Here is a 16632-nt window from a genome sequence, read left to right as displayed (position 1 = left end):
TTCGGGCGCACCGTCAGAGCGGTTCCAGGGCGTCGCGGACGAACCGGCAGGGCGATGCGAAGGCGCCCCGCAGGTGGGTCGGGCAGGTGCGCTCAGCTCGCCATCGGGCCCGCCTTGCCGGAGTCCGAGGAGTGTGCGGACGTGCGCAGCGTGCCGACGGTCCTCAGGAGGCGGTCGGCGGGCTCGCGCAGGGCCGGGTGGGCGTTGACCGTGTTGCGCAGGCCCCGCACCGGGCGGCGCCACAGGCGGTGCGCCGTGGCGACCGGGTGGGGACGGGAGGCGAATCCTTCCGCCACGCGCAGCTCACGGGTCTTGAGCCAGTCCTTCCACTCCTTGTCGCCGCGCCCCATGTCCATGAGCCGCGCCCCGCGCCGGCCCGCCGCCTCGGCCATCCGCAGGTGCATGATCAGGCCGGGGGAGTAGTAGCTCAACTCGGGGTCGTACGCGGTGAACCAGGGCGCGAACACCGTGCGCGAGGTGGGTCCGAAGTGGGCGGCGACCGGCCGGTCGCCCGCGTACAGGACCGAAAGCAGACCGGTGAAGTGCTCCTCGCGGACCTGGAACAGGTCCTCCACCAGGCCCACGATCCACGGCCGTGCGAACCGGTCCATGCGACCCGTCCTGCGGTACTGGCCCGACTTCCACTGCATCAGGGTGCGCAGCACCCGCGGGTCCCGCTCGTCGAACACGAACCGCATCTCGCCGAGGTCGCGGGCGAGCCGGCGTTCCTTCTTGAGCGTCGTCTTGGCCAGCCCCGGGTACGCGCCGCGCAGCCACTCCGGGTAGTCGTCGCTGCCGACCTTCAGATCGATCACCGGAGAGGCGAACGTCCCCGTGACATACGGCGCGAACGGCTGCTGCTCCTCGACGAGGTGGTCGAACTCGAAGACCGAGAGCCGGCAGGCCCTGAGCAGGGCGCGCGTCTCCCAGGTGAACCCGGGACGGTGCACGAGGCCCTGGCAGTCGGAGAGTCCGAGCCCGATGGCCCGGCCGACCCCGAAGGAGGTGCGTTCGTACGGGAGGAAGCCCACGGCCTCGCCACGCTGGTGCAGGACCGCCACCCGGGCGCCGCCGCGGTGTCTGCCGATGCCGGCCGCGAACTCCGGTGCCAGGAACGGGTTGGCGTAGTCGGGCGACTCGTCCATCGCCCGGTGCCAGGCCGTGCGGAGCGAGGTGCTGAGCTCTTCGGGTCTGTGGATCGATATGTCCGTGTCACTGCTCATGGATCGCATGGGCGACCGCTCCCCCCAATTCCCCCCACGACGCGGCGTCCGCGTCCTGCCGAGCGAAATGTCGGCAAGGACCAAACGTCGCCAACCAGTACGCATGCTGTCAAGGGGGTCTGCCGTAACGGAAGAGTGCGGATCGTCTACCGCTGGTTCCCGATGCCGGTCAACCCAGCAGCCGTCGTTCCTTGGCGACCGCCACCGCGCCCGCCCGGGTCTCCACGCCCAACTTGACGTAGATGCGCCCCAGATGGGTTTTGACGGTCGCCTCGCTGATGAACAGGGCGCGGGCGATCTCCCGGTTGCCGAGGCCGAGGGCGAGCTGCGCGAGGATGTCGTGCTCGCGTGCGGACAGGTCCGGACGCGGGCTGCGCAGCCGGGTCAGCAGCCGGTCGGCCACCGGGGCGGAGAGCGTGCCGCGGCCGGTCGCGGCCTCGCGGATCGCCGTGAACAACTCCTCGGGCTGTTCGGCCTTCAGGAGATAGCCGGTTGCGCCCGCCTCGATGGCCCGGGTGATGTCGGCGTCGGTGTCGAACATGGTCAGCACCAGGACACGAGGGCCGTGCGCGCCGCCGGCGGTCAGTGCCCGGGTGGCCGTCACCCCGTCCATCCCGCCGTCGAGTTGAAGATCCATCAGTACGACGTCGGGGTTCAGATGGGCCGCCATGGCGAGCGCCTCCTCGCCGGTGGCCGCCTCCCCGACGACGTCGATGCCCCCGGCGCTGGAGAGCAGGGCGCGCAGACCGGCACGGACGACGGCATGGTCGTCGCAGAGCAGAAGCCGGACGGGGGAGGTGGGCGGGGACGTACTCACAGGGCGGGCTCCTTGACCGTGAACGGGACGGCGACCGACACCACGGTGCCCTCTCCCGGCGTGGACTCCACGGTGAGCGTGCCGCCGGCCTGGTGGGCCCGGATCCGCATGGCGGGGAGCCCGTGCCCGCGCGGCGACGCGGACCGGGGCCGCAGGGGCCCGCTGGGCTGAAAGCCCCGCCCGTTGTCGGCGACGTCCAGCGACACCTGATCGTCCAGCCAGGTCAGAGTGAGCGCGGCCCGGGTCGCCGCCGAGTGCTCCCGTACGTTGGCCAGCGCGCCCTGGGCGATGCGCAGGAGCGCCGCCGCGACCCGGTCCGGCAGCGGGCCCGGGGCCCCGTCGAGCCGGAACTCCACGGTCAGCCCCGGGCCGTTCTCGCGCCGGACGAGTTCTCCGAGCGCTCCCGCCAGAGAGCGCTCCGTGAGGTCGGCCGGGGCCAGGTCGTGCACGAAACGGCGGGCCTCGGCGAGGCTGTGCGAGGTGATCTCCGCCGCCGCCAGGGCGTGTTCCCGGGCCGCCGCCGGGTCTGCGTCCCACACCAGCTCGGCGGCCTGGAGCAGCATCCGCTGGCTGGAGAGTCCCTGGGCGAGGGTGTCGTGGATCTCCGCGGACAGCCGCTGACGTTCCGCCAGGACACCGGCCCGCCGCTCGGTGGCGGCGAGTTCACGCCGGGTGCTCACCAGGTCCTCGATCAGGAGGCGCTGCCGGGCGCCCTGCCGCTGGAGGTGCACGAGTACGGCGGTGGCGACCGCGGCCACGGCGGGCGGGGCCACGACCATGTTGGGGTTGAGCGGCCCGTCGGCCACCCGTATCTCGGAGATCACGACCAGCGCGGTGAGGACGGCCGCCGACGGCACCGCGATCCTCGGGGGCAGTGCGTGCAGCCCGGCGAACAGCAGGGGCATCACACACCAGGTGGCGCTCGGCGTGACGACGAGCAGGACGGCCCAGACGGCGGTGACCGAGCCCAGCCAGACCAGATGCCGCGAGGTGGGCGGCAGTCCCGGGCGGGGCGGCGGGGCCAGCAGATGCCCGAGGACGTACAGCAGGCAGAAGACCGCGAACAGCGCCACCACCGGGCCGGTGTGCGCTTCGCCGCGGTCGCGGGTCAGGAAGCGGGCGAACGACGAGCCCAGCAGCACGAAGAACGCGCCGTGCACGATCGCGCCCAGCCAGCGCCCGTCCGGATCGGTGTGGTTCATCCTCCGAGTCCAACGCCGGGGCCGAAGGGCCGCATCAACCGATCGGCCGACATGGCGGTCACCCGAACCTCCTCGCGGCACAAGCCGGTCGACCGAGCCGGACGCCCCACTCCGGCACCGAGGCTGGCAGGAGAGCGACGACCTCCGAAAGGCCTCAGGATGCCAGCCAAGAACCTCACCGCCAACCGCGCCGCCCTCGGCCACCGCGTCGGCTACGCCCTGCGCCACCCCGACCGGGTGCCCCGCCATCTGGTCCGCGCGGCCCGCGACCTGTGGCTCAGCCACCGCCACCCGGACCACGTCTCCTACTACCGGGCCGTGATGCGCTCCGACACCCGCGCCGACCCTGACGCGGCCGTGGGCAGCCGCAACCGGGAACGCTGGCTGGCGCTGGGGGCCATGCAGTTCGACTACCTGCTGGGCCACGGCCTGCGCCCCGAGCACCGGATGCTGGAGATCGGCTGCGGCAACCTGCGCGGGGGCTGGCGGTTCATCCGCCATCTGGAGCCGGGCCGCTACCACGGGATCGACATCTCGCCCGACATCCTCTTCGCCGCCCAGGACACGGTCGTCGAGATGGGGCTGGAGAAGCGGCTGCCGAACCTGACCCCGGTCCGTGACCTGACGCTGCGGTTCCTGCCCGACGCCCACTTCGACGTCGTGCACGCGCACAGTGTCTTCTCGCACTCGCCGCTCCCGGTGATCGAGGAGTGCCTGGCCCACGTCGGCCGGGTGCTCGCCCCCGGTGGCTGGTTCGACTTCACCTTCGACCGGACCGAGGGCGAGGAGCATCAGGTGCTCCGGGAGGACTTCTACTACCGGGTCGACACGCTCGTCGCGCTCGCCGAGAGGCACGGTCTGCGGGCCAGGTTCATGGACGACTGGGAGGAACTCCCGCACGGCCAGTCCAAGATCAGGGTGACCCACGGCGTGCCGCGCCCTCAGTGAGGGGACCTCGCCGGGCCGTCGCCGGGCACCGCGGCAGCGGTCCGGTCCGGTCCGGCGCCCTGGATCCCGCACGTGGGTCTCGGGGTCGCCGCGATGATCGGCCGCGCCTCAAGGAGCCACGTTTCCCGTCGACGTCGAAGCCGAACTCCATGTCCAGCGGCCCGCCGAAGACCCGCTCGGCCTTCTTCGCCAGTGACACGAGCCGGATGATCCGCCGGTGGGCCAGCAGCCGCTGCCCGGCCGGTTCGGGCGGTTCGGTCCGCACCAGCCGGGCGAAGCGGGTCAGCTGGTAGCGCACGCCCTGTGCGCTGCCGTCGGTCAGGCGTTCGGGCTCGCCACTCGCCACTCGCGACGGTGACCAGGATCCGGTCGGTGTGCCCCGTGACCGGGTCGGCGGTGGACAGCACTCCGCCGGCAGCCGCCCGCACCGTCGGCTGCACCAGCACCGCCGCTCCGTCGTCCGGCGGTGTGCCGTCCGACGGCCGTAGCGACTGCGCGTGGCGCGCCGAGTCCAGTACGGCCCGCACGGCGTCCTGGAACGCCTCCCAGCCGCGTACGTCGGGCACCGGTCGGAAGCGGCCCGTGGAGGACTCCTCGGTGTCCTCGTGTGCGGAGGAGGAGCTGACGACCAGGGCCTCCGCGATGTCGTCCAGGACCTGCCACACACCGCGCACGGCGTCCGCACCCGCGGGCGCGCCGGGCGCGCGGTCGGCCGGCACCAGGACGAATCCCGGCTCCCTGAGTCCCGTCATCCCCATTGCTTGAGTTGGGCAACCATATTTGCATTACTTGAGTCAAGCAAGCAAATGGTATGCATGGTGTGCCGATAACGGCACGGGGTCTTGTTAGGACAATCGCCGGGGATCTAGGGTCGCCTCCGGGGAGCAAGCGCTTTCCCTGCACGTCAGCGTCCCTGAGCCGGACGCCCGAGGAGGACCGTATGCCCCGTCCAGCCCGCCGCCGCGCAGCCGTGGTCGGCACCGGCGCCATCGTCGCCGGCAGCCATCTGCCCGCGCTCAGGGCCCATGCAGAGCGGGTGGAACTGGTCGCCGCCGTGGACGTGGACCAGGGCAGACTCGACGCCTTCCAGGAGCTCGCCGGTGACGGGGTCGCCGGGTACACGTCGATGGACGAGATGCTGGACGCCGTACGCCCGGACCTGGTTCTCATCGGCACCCCGCCGTCACTGCACCGCGAGCAGACGGTGGCCGCGCTCAAGGCGGGTGCCTGGGTGCTGTGCGAGAAGCCGCTGACGCTGTCGCTCGCCGAGTACGACGAGATCGCGGCGGCCGAGGAGGCCTCCGGCGCCTACGCCTCCGTCGTCTTCCAGCACCGCTACGGCTCCGGCGCCGTCCACGCGCGCGACCTCCTCACGAGCGGCGAGCTCGGCGCACCCCGGGTCGCGCACTGCCAGACCACCTGGCACCGGGACGCCGCCTACTACGCCGTACCGTGGCGCGGCACCTGGGCCAGTGAGGGCGGCGGCCCCACGATGGGGCACGGCATCCACCAGTACGACCTTCTCCTGCACCTGCTCGGCCCGTGGGCGGAGATCCGCGCCATGGCGGCCCGGCTGGTCCACGACACCGAGAGCGAGGACGTCTCCACGGCGCTCGTCCGGTTCGAGAACGGCGCCCTCGCCACCGTCGTCAACAGCGTGCTGTCACCCGACGAGGTGAGCCGCATCCGCATCGACTGCGCCGACGCGACGGTCGAACTCACCCACCTCTACGGCCACCGCAACGAGGACTGGACCTACACCCCCGCCCCCCACGTGGCCGCCGAACGCGTCGACGCCTGGCGTACGCCCGCCTCCGACGTGCCCAGCTCGCACGCGGCCCAGCTCGGCGCCCTCCTCGACGCGTACGACAACGGTGTCAGGCCTCCCGGCAGCGGCACCGACGCGCGTGCCACCCTCGAGTTCGCCGCCGCGCTCTACAAGTCGGCGTTCACGGGGCAGCCCGTGCACGCCGGTGAGATCGCGCCCGGCGACCCCTTCTACCCGGCCATGCACGGCGACCACCCCCACTGGGCCCCCAAGGAGCGCGCATGAGCATCCGCGTCAGCCACGTCCACGGCGAACACATCGCCGTCGAGGCGGCGAACGGCACGGAGATCCTCCGCTACGTCTACCGACCCGACCCTGAGGCCTTCGAGGCCCGCAAGCCCTACGCCCACCCGGTGCGCACCCTCGCCGGGAACACGGTGACCGGCTACCGCCCGAACGACCACCGCTGGCACAAGGGCCTGCAGATGACGGCGAGTCATCTGTCCGGCCAGAACTTCTGGGGCGGCAACTGCTATGTCCACGGGCAGGGCTATCTGCCCCTGCCGGAGCGCGTCGGCTCGATGCGGCACGACGGCTTCCCCGTGCTGTCTGTCGACGACGACCGCCTCACCTTCGCCGAGGAGCTCACCTGGGTGGAGAACGGCGGCACCGAGTGGGCGCGCGAAGTCCGCGGCATCACCGTCCACTCGGTCGACGAGGAGGCCGGCTCCTGGGCCCTGGACTGGTCGATCCGCCTCACGAACACCCGCGACGAGCCCCTCGTCTTCGGTTCCCCGACCACCGCGGGCCGTGAGATGGCCGGTTACACAGGTCTCCAGTGGCGTGGTCCCCGCGACTTCACCGGCGGCGCGGTCTTCGCCCCGGACACGGAAGCCGACGCGGACAAGCTGATGGGCAGCCAGAGCCCCTGGCTCGCGTTCACCACCGAGCACGACGACGTGGACGCCCACTCCACGCTCGTCTTCGCACACGCGCCCGAGAACCTCGACGCGAGCAGCGCGATCCACGAGTCGCACTGGTTCGTGCGCTCCGAGCCCTTCCCGACGGTTGCGTACTCGTGGGCGTTCTTCGAGGCGTTCGAACTGCCGCCGGGGGAGTCCTTCGAGTACCGCTACCGGCTGGTCGTCGCCGACGGCGCCTGGGACGCCGAACGGGTCGGTGACCATCTGAAGGGGCTTCCGTGGTGAGCGGACCGGCGCTTCCCCGACCGCTGCCCGGCGCCGTCGGGCTGTCCCACCTGAGCGCCTACGACTGGGAGGCGGCGGACGGCGTCTGCGGCGGCAGCCCGCATCTGCACCTGGTCTGCACGGAGGCGTACGTCGTCACCGGCGGCCGGGGCGCGGTCCAGACGCTGAGCCCCGACGGCTACCGCGAGATCCCCCTGGAGTCGGGCTCGGTCGCCTGGTTCACGCCGGGCACCGTGCACCGCATGGTCCAGGGCGGCGACCTGCGGATCACCGTGCTGATGCAGAACAGCGGCCTGCCCGAGGCCGGCGACGCCGTGTTCACCTTCCCGCCCGAGGTGCTGGCCGCCCCCTCGCGGTACGCCGCGGCCGCCCAGCTCCCGCCCGGCACGGGACCGGAGACGGCCGCGGCCGCCCGACGGCGCCGGGACCTCGCCGTCGAGGGCTACCTCGGCCTGCGCGAGGCACTGGTCGCCGGGGACAACGGCCCGTACCTGGAGTTCCAGCGGGCCGCCGCCGGCCTGGTCCGGGACAAGGTGACCGACTGGCGCGAGCTGTGGCAGGCCGGCGCGCTGGCCACCGCCGAGCGCACCGGCACCCAGCTCGACGCGCTGGCCTCCGGCGAACCCGCGTACCTCGGTGAGGCGACCGCCTACGAGGCCGCCCCCACTCGGCTCGGCGGCTTCGGGATGTGCGGCCGACGGGACGAGTACAACCTGCCGGGCACGACGCTGCCGTACCGCGGCGAGTAACACCGCTCACTCCGGGGGGAGTTCCGAGGGGGGCCGTAGAAAGTCCGAGGAAGGGATGAGGTGACCTCGGCATGCCCGGACACAGGACAAAGGGGTTCTGCGCATCGGCCGTCGCACTCGCGCTCTGCGCGCTGGCGGCCGCTTGCGGGGGACCCGGGGAATCGGTCGGCGGCGGCAAGGTCGTGCTGCGCTACACGTGGTGGGGCAACCCCGACCGCGCGGAACGCACCGAGCAGGCCGTCGCCCTGTTCGAGAAACAGCACCCGGACGTACAGGTGCAGACGTCGTTCTCCGGTTACGACGCCTACAAGCAGAAACTCGCCGTCCAGGCCACGGGCGGCGACGCACCCGACGTGATGCAGCTCGACTACCGCCAGATCGACCAGTACGCCTCCGGAGGGGTTCTGCTCGACCTGGCGAAGCAGAAGGCCGTCCTGCGCACCTCGGAGATCGACTCCGGGCTGCTCGCCACCGGCCGCGTGGACGGCACCCAGTACGCCATCCCGCAGGGCCGGGGCACCGAGACCGTCGTCTACGACGTCAAGGCATGGAAGGACTCGGGGGTGCCGCTCCCGCGCGCGGGCTGGACCTGGCCCCAATGGGCCGCGTCCGTGAGGGAGTTGGCCAAGAAGGCGGGCAAACCCGGCGCCACCGACCCCGGGCAGAGCGAGGACGCCTTCGAGGTCTGGCTGCGCGGACAGGGCAAGGCTCTCTATACGCAGAGCGGCGAACTGGGCTTCACCGCCGACGATCTCACCAAGTGGTGGACATTCGCGGACACGTTGAGGCGAGAGGGAGCCGTCTCCCCCGCCGAGCAGACCACCCAGCTCGACGGCTCCGTGGAGAACACCCCGCTCGGCCGCGGCAAGGCCACCGCGGACATGAACTGGGACGCCCCGTCCAGTGGTTACCTCGCGATCATTCCGACGGGGATCGCGCTGGCGCCCATGCCGTCCGGCTCCGACGGCACACCCGGCCAGTACTTCAAGCCGTCCATGTTCCTCGGCGTTTCCGCCCACACCGGACACGCCGAGGCGGCCGCCCGGCTCGTCGACTTCCTCCTCAACGACAAGAGCGCGGCGAAGATCCTCGGCGCCACCCGGGGCATCCCCGTCAACGAGTCGATCCGCGCGGGGACCGCGCCCCTTCTGAAGGACTTCGACAAGACCGTCGCCGACTACCAGGCATCCCTGGAAGGGAAGTTGAAGGATCCGCCGCAGGCCCCGCCGTCCGGGGACAACGCTCTTCAGAGCACCTTCCAGCGCGACTACGACCAGGTCTCCTACGAGCGCATGTCGCCCCGCGAGGCGGCCGAGAACTACGTCACCGAGGCGAAGGCGGAGCTGAGGTCATGACCACCACTGCGATCCCCACCGGGCAGAAGCGCACCACGGCCACCACTTCGAAGCGTCGCCCCAAGCGTGAACGCGAGGGTGCGGCCTGGGTGTTCCTCGCCCCGTGGGTCCTCGGTGCGAGCGTTCTCACCCTGCTGCCGATGGCCGTCTCGCTGTATCTGTCCTTCACCGACTACAACCTCTTCGACCCGCCCCGCTGGGTGGGCCTGCGCAACTACACGCAGATGTTCACCGAGGACCCGCGCTACTGGCGTTCCGTCACGACGACCCTGATGTACGTCGTCATAGCCGTGCCGCTCCAACTGGCCCTCGCGCTGGTCGTCGCGCTCGCCCTGAAGTCCATGAAACGCGGCAAGGCCTTCTACCGGTCCGCGTTCTACGCCCCCTCGCTGCTCGGCGCCTCCATGTCCATCGCCCTGGTCTGGCGGGCCGTCTTCAACGACGGCGGCACCGTGGACAACCTGTTCGGCACCGGCGGCTGGGTGAACAAGCCGGGCTGGGCGCTGCTGGCCGTCGCGCTGCTGACGGTGTGGCAGTTCGGCGCCCCGATGGTCATCTTCCTCGCGGGACTCCAGCAGATCCCCGCCGAGCTGTACGAGGCGGCGTCCGTCGACGGGGCAGGGAAATGGCGGCAGTTCCTGTCCGTCACGGTGCCGATGCTGTCCCCGGTGCTCTTCTTCAACCTGGTTCTCCAGACCATCCAGGCCTTCCAGGTCTTCACCCCCGCCTTCGCGGTCAGCGCCGGCAAGGGCGGCCCCGCCGACTCCACCCTCGTCTACACGATGTACCTCTACGACCGAGGCTTCGTCGCCTCCCACATGGGCTACGCCTCCGCCATGGCCTGGGTGCTGCTGCTGGTCATCGGTGTCGTCACGGCGGTGCTGTTCCGCACCTCGCGCTCCTGGGTCTTCTACGCGTCCGAGGGGGACCGATGACCTCCATGTCAACTGCCACATCCCGCAAGCCTGTTCGCCCGGGCCGGGTCGCCCTGCACCTCGGCTGTCTGGCCGCCCTTCTCGTGATGCTCTACCCGCTGGCCTGGCTGCTGGCCACCTCGCTCAAGCCCGCCGACGAGGTCATCGCCAGCCTCGACCTCCTGCCCCGCCACCTGGAGTGGTCCAACTACGAGACCGCCTTCGAGGGCGTCAACGACGTCTCCATCTGGCGGCTGTTGTCCAACTCGCTGCTGATAGCGGGCGGCGCGGTCCTCGGCAACGTCATCAGCTGCTCGCTCGCCGCCTACGCGTTCGCCCGGCTGCGGTTCCGCTTCCGTGGCCCGATGTTCGCCTTCATGATCGCGACGATCATGCTGCCGCACCACGCGATCCTGATCCCGCAGTACATCATCTTCAATAAGCTCGGCCTGGTGAACACCTACTGGCCGCTGATCCTGCCCAAGTTCCTTGCCACGGAGGCGTTCTTCGTCTTCCTCATCGTGCAGTTCATGCGCGGTCTGCCCCGCGAACTGGAGGAGGCCGCCCGCATCGACGGCTGCGGTCCCTTCCGCAGCTTCTTCCAGATCGTGCTGCCGCTGACCAGGCCCGCGCTGATCACCACGGCGATCTTCACCTTCATCTGGACCTGGAACGACTTCTTCACCCAGCTCATCTACCTGTTCGACCCGGACAAGTTCACGCTCACGCTCGCGCTGCGGTCGTTCGTGGACGCCTCCAGCCAGTCGGCGTTCGGCCCCATGTTCGCGATGTCGGTGATCGCGCTGCTGCCGATCGTCCTGTTCTTCCTCGCCTTCCAGCGGTTCCTGGTGGAAGGCATGGCCAGTTCGGGACTCAAGGGATGAGCGGGATGCCTGTTCGTGAACCCGGTGAGGTCTTCGGGCCTCGCATGACCCTGTTCGCCGACATGCTGAGCGTAGGCCTGGCAACGGCCGTGACCTGCCTGCCTCTGGTGACGGTCCCGGCCGCGATGTCGGCCGCGTGCGCGGTGCTGCGGGGCGCCGGGGAGGGGCAACCGGCCACTGCGGGGCGGTACTTCGCGGTCCTGCGGCGACGGCTGCGGGCCGGTGACCTGGCGGCGGGCGCCGTGGCCCTGGCCGGTGCGCTGCTGTTCCTGGCGGACCTGGCGCTGGCCGGCGCCGGGCTGCCGGGGGCGCCGCTGTTCGCGACGGTCGCCGCCGGCATCGGTGCTGCCGCCCTTGTGGTGGGCCTGCGGGCCTGCGCCCGCCCCGAGTCGCTCACTGACTGGCCGGCCGCTGTGCGCGAGGCCGCCCGGGACGCCGTACGGGACGTCGGCGGGAGCGCCCTGGTGCTGCTCGCCCTGGCCACGGCCGTTCTGTGTGCCTGGATGCTGGTGCCGCTGGCGTTCCTGGTGCCCGGACCGTTGGCGTTGGCTCTCACCGCCGTCCATGTCCGACTGGCTGTCATGCCCGGGAGCTGACGGGCCATCAGGACATGGGGAGGGCCACTGCGCTGACAACTCGCGTCCGGCCGGGGGCTGCTCTCGCAGCAGCCCCCGGCCGGCTCTCAGCTCGCTGCCTTGAAGGACCGCAGCCGCAGTGAGTTGCCGACCACGAAGACCGACGAGAACGCCATCGCCGCTCCCGCCAGCATCGGGTTGAGCAGTCCTGCCGCGGCCAGTGGAAGTGCGGCCACGTTGTAGGCGAAGGCCCAGAAGAGGTTGGTGCGGATCGTGCCCAGGGTCCGGCGACCTCGCCTACCTCCACGTCCACCCGGGTGGCGAGCCCGGCCCGGACATCTCCTTCACGGCAACAGCACCCAGCAGCGGCACCTACCGGCTCTTCCTCGACTTCAAGCACGAGGGCAAGGTGCACACCGCTGCGTTCACGGTCCGGGCGGGAGGAGCGACGGCCGTGGAGGAGGCTCCCGGTGAGGCCGCTCACGAGACCTCGGGCGACCACGGCCACTGACGATCGGACACCGCCGTGGACCGACTCCGAACATTCGGGATCGGATCAGGGCGTCTTTGGTGCCGCGCACTGGGTGTACGGCGGGCAGAACCAGGCTCGGGCCGTGTCGAGCAACTCGCGTTCGGCGTCGGCCTGGTCCGTCTGCGAGCCGTACACGATGAGCGCGTACCTCTCGCCGTCCTCGGCCTGGAACCGGTGGTCGATGACGTGGTAGTTGGCACCGGTGGCGGTTTCACCGCTCAGTTCGTCGGCCGTGTACTCGTGCTCGGCCGCCTCGCTCCCGGACGGGTCCGTCACATCCTGGACATGGATCTCCTGGTAGCCGTCCAGCTTGCTGGTCGCCTTCTGGGACTCCACCACCGACTCGCGCGCGGTGGCCTCCATGACCTGGAAGACCTGAATCCTGCGGATGTCGTCGGGGCCGCGGTACTCGACGATGTCGATGCCGAACTGCGACGACTGGCTCCTGCGGGTCCATCCCTCGGGCACAGCGATGCGGAAGCCCTGGGCGTCATCCAGGACCTCGTAGCCCGCCGGGGGAGCGGCCGAGGTCGACGCGGACTGCTCGGGGTCGGCCGTCGTGGCGCCCTCGGAGGCGCCCGGATCGACGGGAGCCTCCTGGACCGGCGGCCGGTAGGGCTGTGGCTCGTCCTTCCAGCCCAGGGCCCACGCGCCGAAGGACACCCCGCACACCGCCAGGACGACAGCCGTGCGCTGGAAAACTGCTTGCTGGCGCGACAGGTCGAGATACCGCTCGGTGTGGAAGAGGCGTTCACGGCGCGAAGCGGACCACTCCTGCCGCTCGGTGTCGAACACTCTCATCGTCGCCGTCCCCCGTGTCCTCGTGCCTGTCATCGGATGTGCTGCGCAGGTCAGCCGAGCAGTTGGGCGATGCCCTGGACGACCGCGGTGGCCGAGGCGATCGCGCCGGCCGCGGCGGCCTGGGAACCCAGCCAGCCCCGCACCCCGCCCAGCAACCGGGTGAGCCGGTTCGCGTCGGCCGTACCGGTGGCCACGATCTCGGCCTCGGCGTCGGCGAGTTCACCGTCGAGCGTCTCGTCCTCGGCGCTGCGGCCGGCCACCGGCGGCAGCGCGCCGCGCAACTCGCGAATGGATGAGACGAGGTGCGCGTAGAGCGGGTCGGGTCCGGCACCGGTGGTGTTGTACGACGTCGCGCTGCCGTGGCTGCCGGTGGCGATCGATCCCCCGCTCATCGAACCGATACTCACGCCACCGCTGCCGGGCTGTTGCTCCGGAGTGCTCTGTTCGCTGTTCGACATGTGCCGCGTTCCTTATCTCATGGCGTGTGGTCGGCATGGGCCGGCGGAGCAGAAGGCGGGGGCGGCGAGCCGTTGTGGGTGGCGCTGCCGTGGCTGCCGGTGGCGACCGCGCCGCCGGACATGTCCTTGATGAACACGCTGCCGCCGCTGAGCTGGTAGACGTGCTGCTCGAACTCCTCGGTGCGGTAGCCGTGCGCCTTCAGGGCCTCGCGGACCCCGTTCACGATCCGTTCCTGGATGGTCTTCACATAGCGGGTGCTGTCCATCCGCTGGAACGCCGACAGCCGCTTGTGGCTCGCCAGGACACGCAGCGAGACCCGCGGCACGTCCGGCGGCGGTTCCCGCACCGACCAGTTGGTCGCGACGGTGTTGCGCAGGGTGGCGAGGCCCCCGATGCCGGTGTCGACCCCGATCGAGGGGGCGTCCCGCAGCGCGCGCAACGCGCCCCGGGCCCAGGTCTCGGGGAGCCGTTCCACGAGGGCGTCGACCGCGCGGAACTCCTTGCGGACGGGACCGAGGACGAACGGCAGCACTTCGAGGACGAGCATCCGGCCCTGGGTGTGCACCCGGACCAGGACGGTGACCACGACCTGTTCACGCCAGGCGCCGACCCGGATCCGCAGGAACACCCGCCGGCCCTCGCCGCCCTCGTCGACGGCCTCCCGCCGGTGGGCGGCGACCTGGGCGGGGTCGTAGACCGACAGACCGTGGCGTCGGCCGGGGTCCTGGGGGAGCGCGTCCGGTTCGGGGACACCGCCGATCTCCAGGTCCTCGTCGCGTGCCACTCCGCCCGGGAGGTAGACGAACCGGTCGATCTCCAGATCTCGCAGCCGGTCCTTGCCGCTGCGCGCGGCGGACTCGCGCAGGCCCGTCAACTGTGGCTCGATCATGGCGAGTGCCGAGTCCGCGGTGAGGGGACCACCGGCCTGGCGCGGCAGAGCGCCGCCGGAGCCGAGGCCCGGAGCGTCGTGGTCACCGGGTTGCGGCGTGCGCCTGCGCAACTCCATCGCGAACGACCAGGGGGCGCCCTGTTCCCCCAGCCCCACGAACGACGGGCTGTCGACGTCGTACAGGGTCAGCGATGCCTCCTGCTCCCGCTGCACATCGTCCCGCAGCATCTCGAACAGGGGGCCCGGAGGCAGCGCGGGCTGGGTGGCGGTGGGAAACGTCCAGCGGGTCAGCAGCCGGCAGAGGGACGTGCGCTGCCAGGTCTGGTACCACCAGGCGATGAGCGCGATCACGAGCGGGAACAGCAGCGGGTACGGAGTCTGGGCGTGGCCACCGAGCAGTCCGGAGACGTACGAGTACCAGTAGTAGAGGGTGAGGAGCCAGGCGCCGAGGGAGACCATCGTGCCGGCTCGGTCGGCGGCCTTGGCCACCGGGTCGGGCAGTCCCGCCGAACGGGCGGCCGAGCCGCCTGAGCCGACCGTGCGGGCGAACCACAACGCCAGGGCGACCAGTGCGTAGAGAACCGACCATGGCAGGGGTCTGCCGTCGGTCAGCTGGTCGTCGCCCTGGAAGAACGCGGTGAGCACATCGCCGAAGTGCACATCCGCACCGTCGCCCCAGCGGTCGGAGAGCCGGTCCCAGAACATGATCACGTCGGACAGGAAGAACCCCGCCCAGGCAGCGAGCATGAGCAGCGAGGCCCGTGCCTCCTGCGAGGTCACCCGCAGGGCGTGCGAGAGGACCGGCAGGATGTCGACGCCGTTGGGCGGGGCCACCGGCCGTTCACGGTGGTCGAGTACCTCATCGATGACCTGCCGTCGGAAGCCGGCGTCCTGGTACACGCCGGCGCACAGCAGTCGTGTGGCTTCCGTGCGGCTGTAGCGGTGTTGCGGAAGGCTCACGCCAGACACGTCGTTCCCCCGATGCTCCGTCGTCTCCCCGGTCGGCGGAATGACGAGAACGCCGGTCCGTCACTCCGGTGTCGAGGGTTGCTGAGACGGCAAAGGTAGGGCTGACGCGGCCTCTGGCGGACGGCCATGGCCACCACATGCACCGATGGAATGAAAGGCGGCCCAAAGCCTGGTCCGGGTCCGGCGGGACTGCTACGGCCGTGGCGCTCGCCCCGTCACAACGTGCACCTGCCGGGCCTCGACACGGATCGCCTCACCGACTCCACGGCCCACGACGGCGACGCCACGGACGGAACCCGCCGAACCGGCCGGTCTCGTCCGTGGCGTCCTGGCCGCAGCCTCAGTTGATGCGGGCCCCGGCGCCGCCGACACGCACCCGCGGGTCGCCCGCGCTGAGGGTCACCGTGAGCTCGCCCGGGCGGCCCAGGTCCTCGCCCTGGTGCAGGGTGAGGACGGCGTCCCCGGGGACCAGGCCGAGCTCACGGGCGTACGCACCGAAAGCCGCCGCTGCGGCACCGGTTGCCGGGTCCTCGACGACACCGCCGACGGGGAACGGGTCCCGGACGTGGAAGACGGTGGCCGACTGCCGCCACACCAACTGGACGGTGGTCAGGTCCAGTTGGTGCATCAGGGTTTCGAGGCGCGCGAAGTCGTACGCCAGATCCGCGAGGCGTGCGCGCGTCGCCGCGGCGAGGACGAGATGGCGGGCCCCGGCGAACGCGACACGGGGCGGAAAGGCCGGGTCGAGATCTGCAGCGGCCCAGTCGAGCGCGGCGAGCGCCTCCGTGAGGTCCCCGTCCGCGATCTCCTCGACGTGCGGCTCGACGCTCGTGAGTGTGGCCCTGACCGTCCCGCCCTCCTCGAACACCTCCACCGGCACGGTCCCGGCGCGGGTCGCGAACACCAGCTCGCCGGGGCCGATCCGCTCGGCCAGCGCGACGGCGGTGGCGACGGTCGCGTGCCCGCAGAACGGCACCTCGGCCTTGGGGCTGAAGTACCGGATGCGGAACACCCGTCCCTCCGGGCCGTCGAGACCCTCCGGCGCCGCGGTCAGAAACGCGGACTCGGAATATCCGAGCTCGGCGGCGATGGCCAGCATGTCGCTGTCGGCCAGGGCGGTCGCGTCCAGGACGACACCTGCGGGGTTGCCGCCCTCGGGGTCGCTGGAGAAGGCGGTGTAGCGCAGAACCTCGGGCTGGGGCGCGTTCGTCGTCATGTTCGCCGCAACATGGGAGAGGGCCGCGGCTATTCCGGCCCGGCGGCTCCCGGAGACGCGCGTACGGGCCATGGTCGACGCCCTGGTCACGGCGCCCCGTCCCCCTCGTACCAGGCGCATGGG

General features: G+C 71.2%; 16 protein-coding genes and 3 pseudogenes. 9 read left to right on the top strand and 10 right to left on the bottom strand.

Annotated elements, in window-relative coordinates:
- Window positions 1-92: 92 nt before the first annotated feature.
- The 3 genes from OHT57_RS05385 to OHT57_RS05375 all read right to left on the bottom strand — a co-directional run bounded on the left by OHT57_RS05385 (window position 93) and on the right by OHT57_RS05375 (window position 3242).
- Window positions 93-1232: a GNAT family N-acetyltransferase gene (locus OHT57_RS05385; protein WP_328744878.1), complete on the bottom strand. Its 1140-nt coding sequence runs from the start codon at window positions 1230-1232 to the stop codon at window positions 93-95.
- Between the two features lie 160 nt (window positions 1233-1392).
- Window positions 1393-2040 carry a response regulator transcription factor gene (locus tag OHT57_RS05380; RefSeq protein WP_328744877.1) on the bottom strand — a complete coding sequence of 216 codons (648 nt, stop codon included), beginning with the start codon at window positions 2038-2040 and terminating at the stop codon, window positions 1393-1395.
- The gene (locus tag OHT57_RS05375) at window positions 2037-3242 is read right to left on the bottom strand and encodes a sensor histidine kinase (protein ID WP_328744876.1); all 1206 of its coding nucleotides are present in this window, start codon (window positions 3240-3242) and stop codon (window positions 2037-2039) included. Before OHT57_RS05375 ends, OHT57_RS05380 begins: the two co-directional genes overlap by 4 nt.
- Window positions 3243-3401: 159 nt before the next feature.
- Here OHT57_RS05375 and OHT57_RS05370 point away from each other — a divergent pair, with 159 nt between their 5' ends.
- Window positions 3402-4190: a class I SAM-dependent methyltransferase gene (locus OHT57_RS05370; RefSeq protein WP_328744875.1), complete on the top strand. Its 789-nt coding sequence runs from the start codon at window positions 3402-3404 to the stop codon at window positions 4188-4190.
- Here OHT57_RS05370 and OHT57_RS05365 read toward each other — a convergent pair.
- Both OHT57_RS05365 and OHT57_RS47380 read right to left on the bottom strand, forming a co-directional pair.
- Window positions 4156-4536 carry a hypothetical protein gene (locus tag OHT57_RS05365; RefSeq protein WP_328744874.1) on the bottom strand — a complete coding sequence of 127 codons (381 nt, stop codon included), beginning with the start codon at window positions 4534-4536 and terminating at the stop codon, window positions 4156-4158. The two genes, OHT57_RS05370 and OHT57_RS05365, sit on opposite strands and share 35 nt — an antisense overlap.
- A 55-nt stretch (window positions 4537-4591) precedes the next feature.
- Window positions 4592-4942, bottom strand: a pseudogene (locus OHT57_RS47380) (PEP/pyruvate-binding domain-containing protein); the annotation flags it as partial.
- 188 nt (window positions 4943-5130) lie between these two features.
- On the opposite strand from OHT57_RS47380, the gene OHT57_RS05355 reads away from it, so the two are divergent.
- The 7 genes from OHT57_RS05355 (at window position 5131) to OHT57_RS05325 (ending at window position 11664) form a co-directional block, all read left to right on the top strand.
- Window positions 5131-6243, top strand: a complete 1113-nt coding sequence (locus OHT57_RS05355; RefSeq protein WP_328744872.1) for a Gfo/Idh/MocA family protein — start codon at window positions 5131-5133, stop codon at window positions 6241-6243.
- Window positions 6240-7166, top strand: a complete 927-nt coding sequence (locus OHT57_RS05350) for a PmoA family protein (RefSeq protein ID WP_328744871.1) — start codon at window positions 6240-6242, stop codon at window positions 7164-7166. The genes OHT57_RS05355 and OHT57_RS05350 overlap by 4 nt, the downstream gene beginning before the upstream one ends.
- Window positions 7160-7915 (top strand): cupin, encoded by a 756-nt coding sequence (locus tag OHT57_RS05345; RefSeq protein ID WP_328744870.1) that lies wholly within the window; start codon window positions 7160-7162, stop codon window positions 7913-7915. Before OHT57_RS05350 ends, OHT57_RS05345 begins: the two co-directional genes overlap by 7 nt.
- Window positions 7916-7986: 71 nt before the next feature.
- Window positions 7987-9270: an ABC transporter substrate-binding protein gene (locus OHT57_RS05340; protein ID WP_328744869.1), complete on the top strand. Its 1284-nt coding sequence runs from the start codon at window positions 7987-7989 to the stop codon at window positions 9268-9270.
- A complete protein-coding gene (locus OHT57_RS05335; RefSeq protein WP_328744868.1) occupies window positions 9267-10205 on the top strand; it encodes a carbohydrate ABC transporter permease in 939 nt (312 codons plus the stop codon). Before OHT57_RS05340 ends, OHT57_RS05335 begins: the two co-directional genes overlap by 4 nt.
- A 5-nt stretch (window positions 10206-10210) precedes the next feature.
- Complete coding sequence (locus OHT57_RS05330; protein WP_328744867.1) at window positions 10211-11068, top strand: carbohydrate ABC transporter permease; 858 nt, start codon at window positions 10211-10213, stop codon at window positions 11066-11068.
- Window positions 11065-11664 (top strand): hypothetical protein, encoded by a 600-nt coding sequence (locus tag OHT57_RS05325; RefSeq protein WP_328744866.1) that lies wholly within the window; start codon window positions 11065-11067, stop codon window positions 11662-11664. The genes OHT57_RS05330 and OHT57_RS05325 overlap by 4 nt, the downstream gene beginning before the upstream one ends.
- A gap of 86 nt (window positions 11665-11750) precedes the next feature.
- On the opposite strand, the pseudogene OHT57_RS05320 reads toward OHT57_RS05325, so the two are convergent.
- Window positions 11751-11942, bottom strand: a pseudogene (locus tag OHT57_RS05320) (hypothetical protein); the annotation flags it as partial.
- Here OHT57_RS05320 and OHT57_RS05315 point away from each other — a divergent pair.
- Window positions 11927-12154, top strand: a pseudogene (locus tag OHT57_RS05315) (hypothetical protein); the annotation flags it as partial. The pseudogenes OHT57_RS05320 and OHT57_RS05315 overlap by 16 nt on opposite strands.
- 45 nt (window positions 12155-12199) lie before the next feature.
- Here OHT57_RS05315 and OHT57_RS05310 read toward each other — a convergent pair.
- From OHT57_RS05310 to OHT57_RS05295, 4 genes are all read right to left on the bottom strand, one after another.
- Entirely contained in the window at window positions 12200-12976 is a 777-nt protein-coding gene (locus OHT57_RS05310) for a hypothetical protein (RefSeq protein ID WP_328744865.1), read from the bottom strand.
- Between the two features lie 50 nt (window positions 12977-13026).
- Window positions 13027-13434 (bottom strand): hypothetical protein, encoded by a 408-nt coding sequence (locus tag OHT57_RS05305; RefSeq protein ID WP_328744863.1) that lies wholly within the window; start codon window positions 13432-13434, stop codon window positions 13027-13029.
- A 17-nt stretch (window positions 13435-13451) separates the two neighbouring features.
- The gene (locus OHT57_RS05300) at window positions 13452-15284 is read right to left on the bottom strand and encodes a hypothetical protein (protein ID WP_328744861.1); all 1833 of its coding nucleotides are present in this window, start codon (window positions 15282-15284) and stop codon (window positions 13452-13454) included.
- Window positions 15285-15633: 349 nt separating this feature from the next.
- Window positions 15634-16509, bottom strand: a complete 876-nt coding sequence (locus tag OHT57_RS05295) for a PhzF family phenazine biosynthesis isomerase (RefSeq protein WP_328753124.1) — start codon at window positions 16507-16509, stop codon at window positions 15634-15636.
- Between the last annotated feature and the right edge of the window lie 123 nt (window positions 16510-16632).

It is taken from the genome of Streptomyces sp. NBC_00285 (genome assembly GCF_036174265.1).
Classification (GTDB): Bacteria; Actinomycetota; Actinomycetes; order Streptomycetales; family Streptomycetaceae; genus Streptomyces.
This window is presented reverse-complemented; position numbering and strand designations above follow the sequence as displayed.

Coding starts and splice junctions, on each gene's coding strand:
- OHT57_RS05295 (WP_328753124.1), bottom strand. CDS start 16,509: ATGACGACGAACGCGCCCCAGCCCGAGGTTCTGCGCTACACCGCCTTC.
- OHT57_RS05385 (WP_328744878.1), bottom strand. CDS start 1,232: ATGCGATCCATGAGCAGTGACACGGACATATCGATCCACAGACCCGAA.
- OHT57_RS05355 (WP_328744872.1), top strand. CDS start 5,131: ATGCCCCGTCCAGCCCGCCGCCGCGCAGCCGTGGTCGGCACCGGCGCC.
- OHT57_RS05310 (WP_328744865.1), bottom strand. CDS start 12,976: ATGAGAGTGTTCGACACCGAGCGGCAGGAGTGGTCCGCTTCGCGCCGT.
- OHT57_RS05350 (WP_328744871.1), top strand. CDS start 6,240: ATGAGCATCCGCGTCAGCCACGTCCACGGCGAACACATCGCCGTCGAG.
- OHT57_RS05325 (WP_328744866.1), top strand. CDS start 11,065: ATGAGCGGGATGCCTGTTCGTGAACCCGGTGAGGTCTTCGGGCCTCGC.
- OHT57_RS05330 (WP_328744867.1), top strand. CDS start 10,211: ATGTCAACTGCCACATCCCGCAAGCCTGTTCGCCCGGGCCGGGTCGCC.
- OHT57_RS05305 (WP_328744863.1), bottom strand. CDS start 13,434: ATGTCGAACAGCGAACAGAGCACTCCGGAGCAACAGCCCGGCAGCGGT.
- OHT57_RS05375 (WP_328744876.1), bottom strand. CDS start 3,242: ATGAACCACACCGATCCGGACGGGCGCTGGCTGGGCGCGATCGTGCAC.
- OHT57_RS05370 (WP_328744875.1), top strand. CDS start 3,402: ATGCCAGCCAAGAACCTCACCGCCAACCGCGCCGCCCTCGGCCACCGC.
- OHT57_RS05335 (WP_328744868.1), top strand. CDS start 9,267: ATGACCACCACTGCGATCCCCACCGGGCAGAAGCGCACCACGGCCACC.
- OHT57_RS05340 (WP_328744869.1), top strand. CDS start 7,987: ATGCCCGGACACAGGACAAAGGGGTTCTGCGCATCGGCCGTCGCACTC.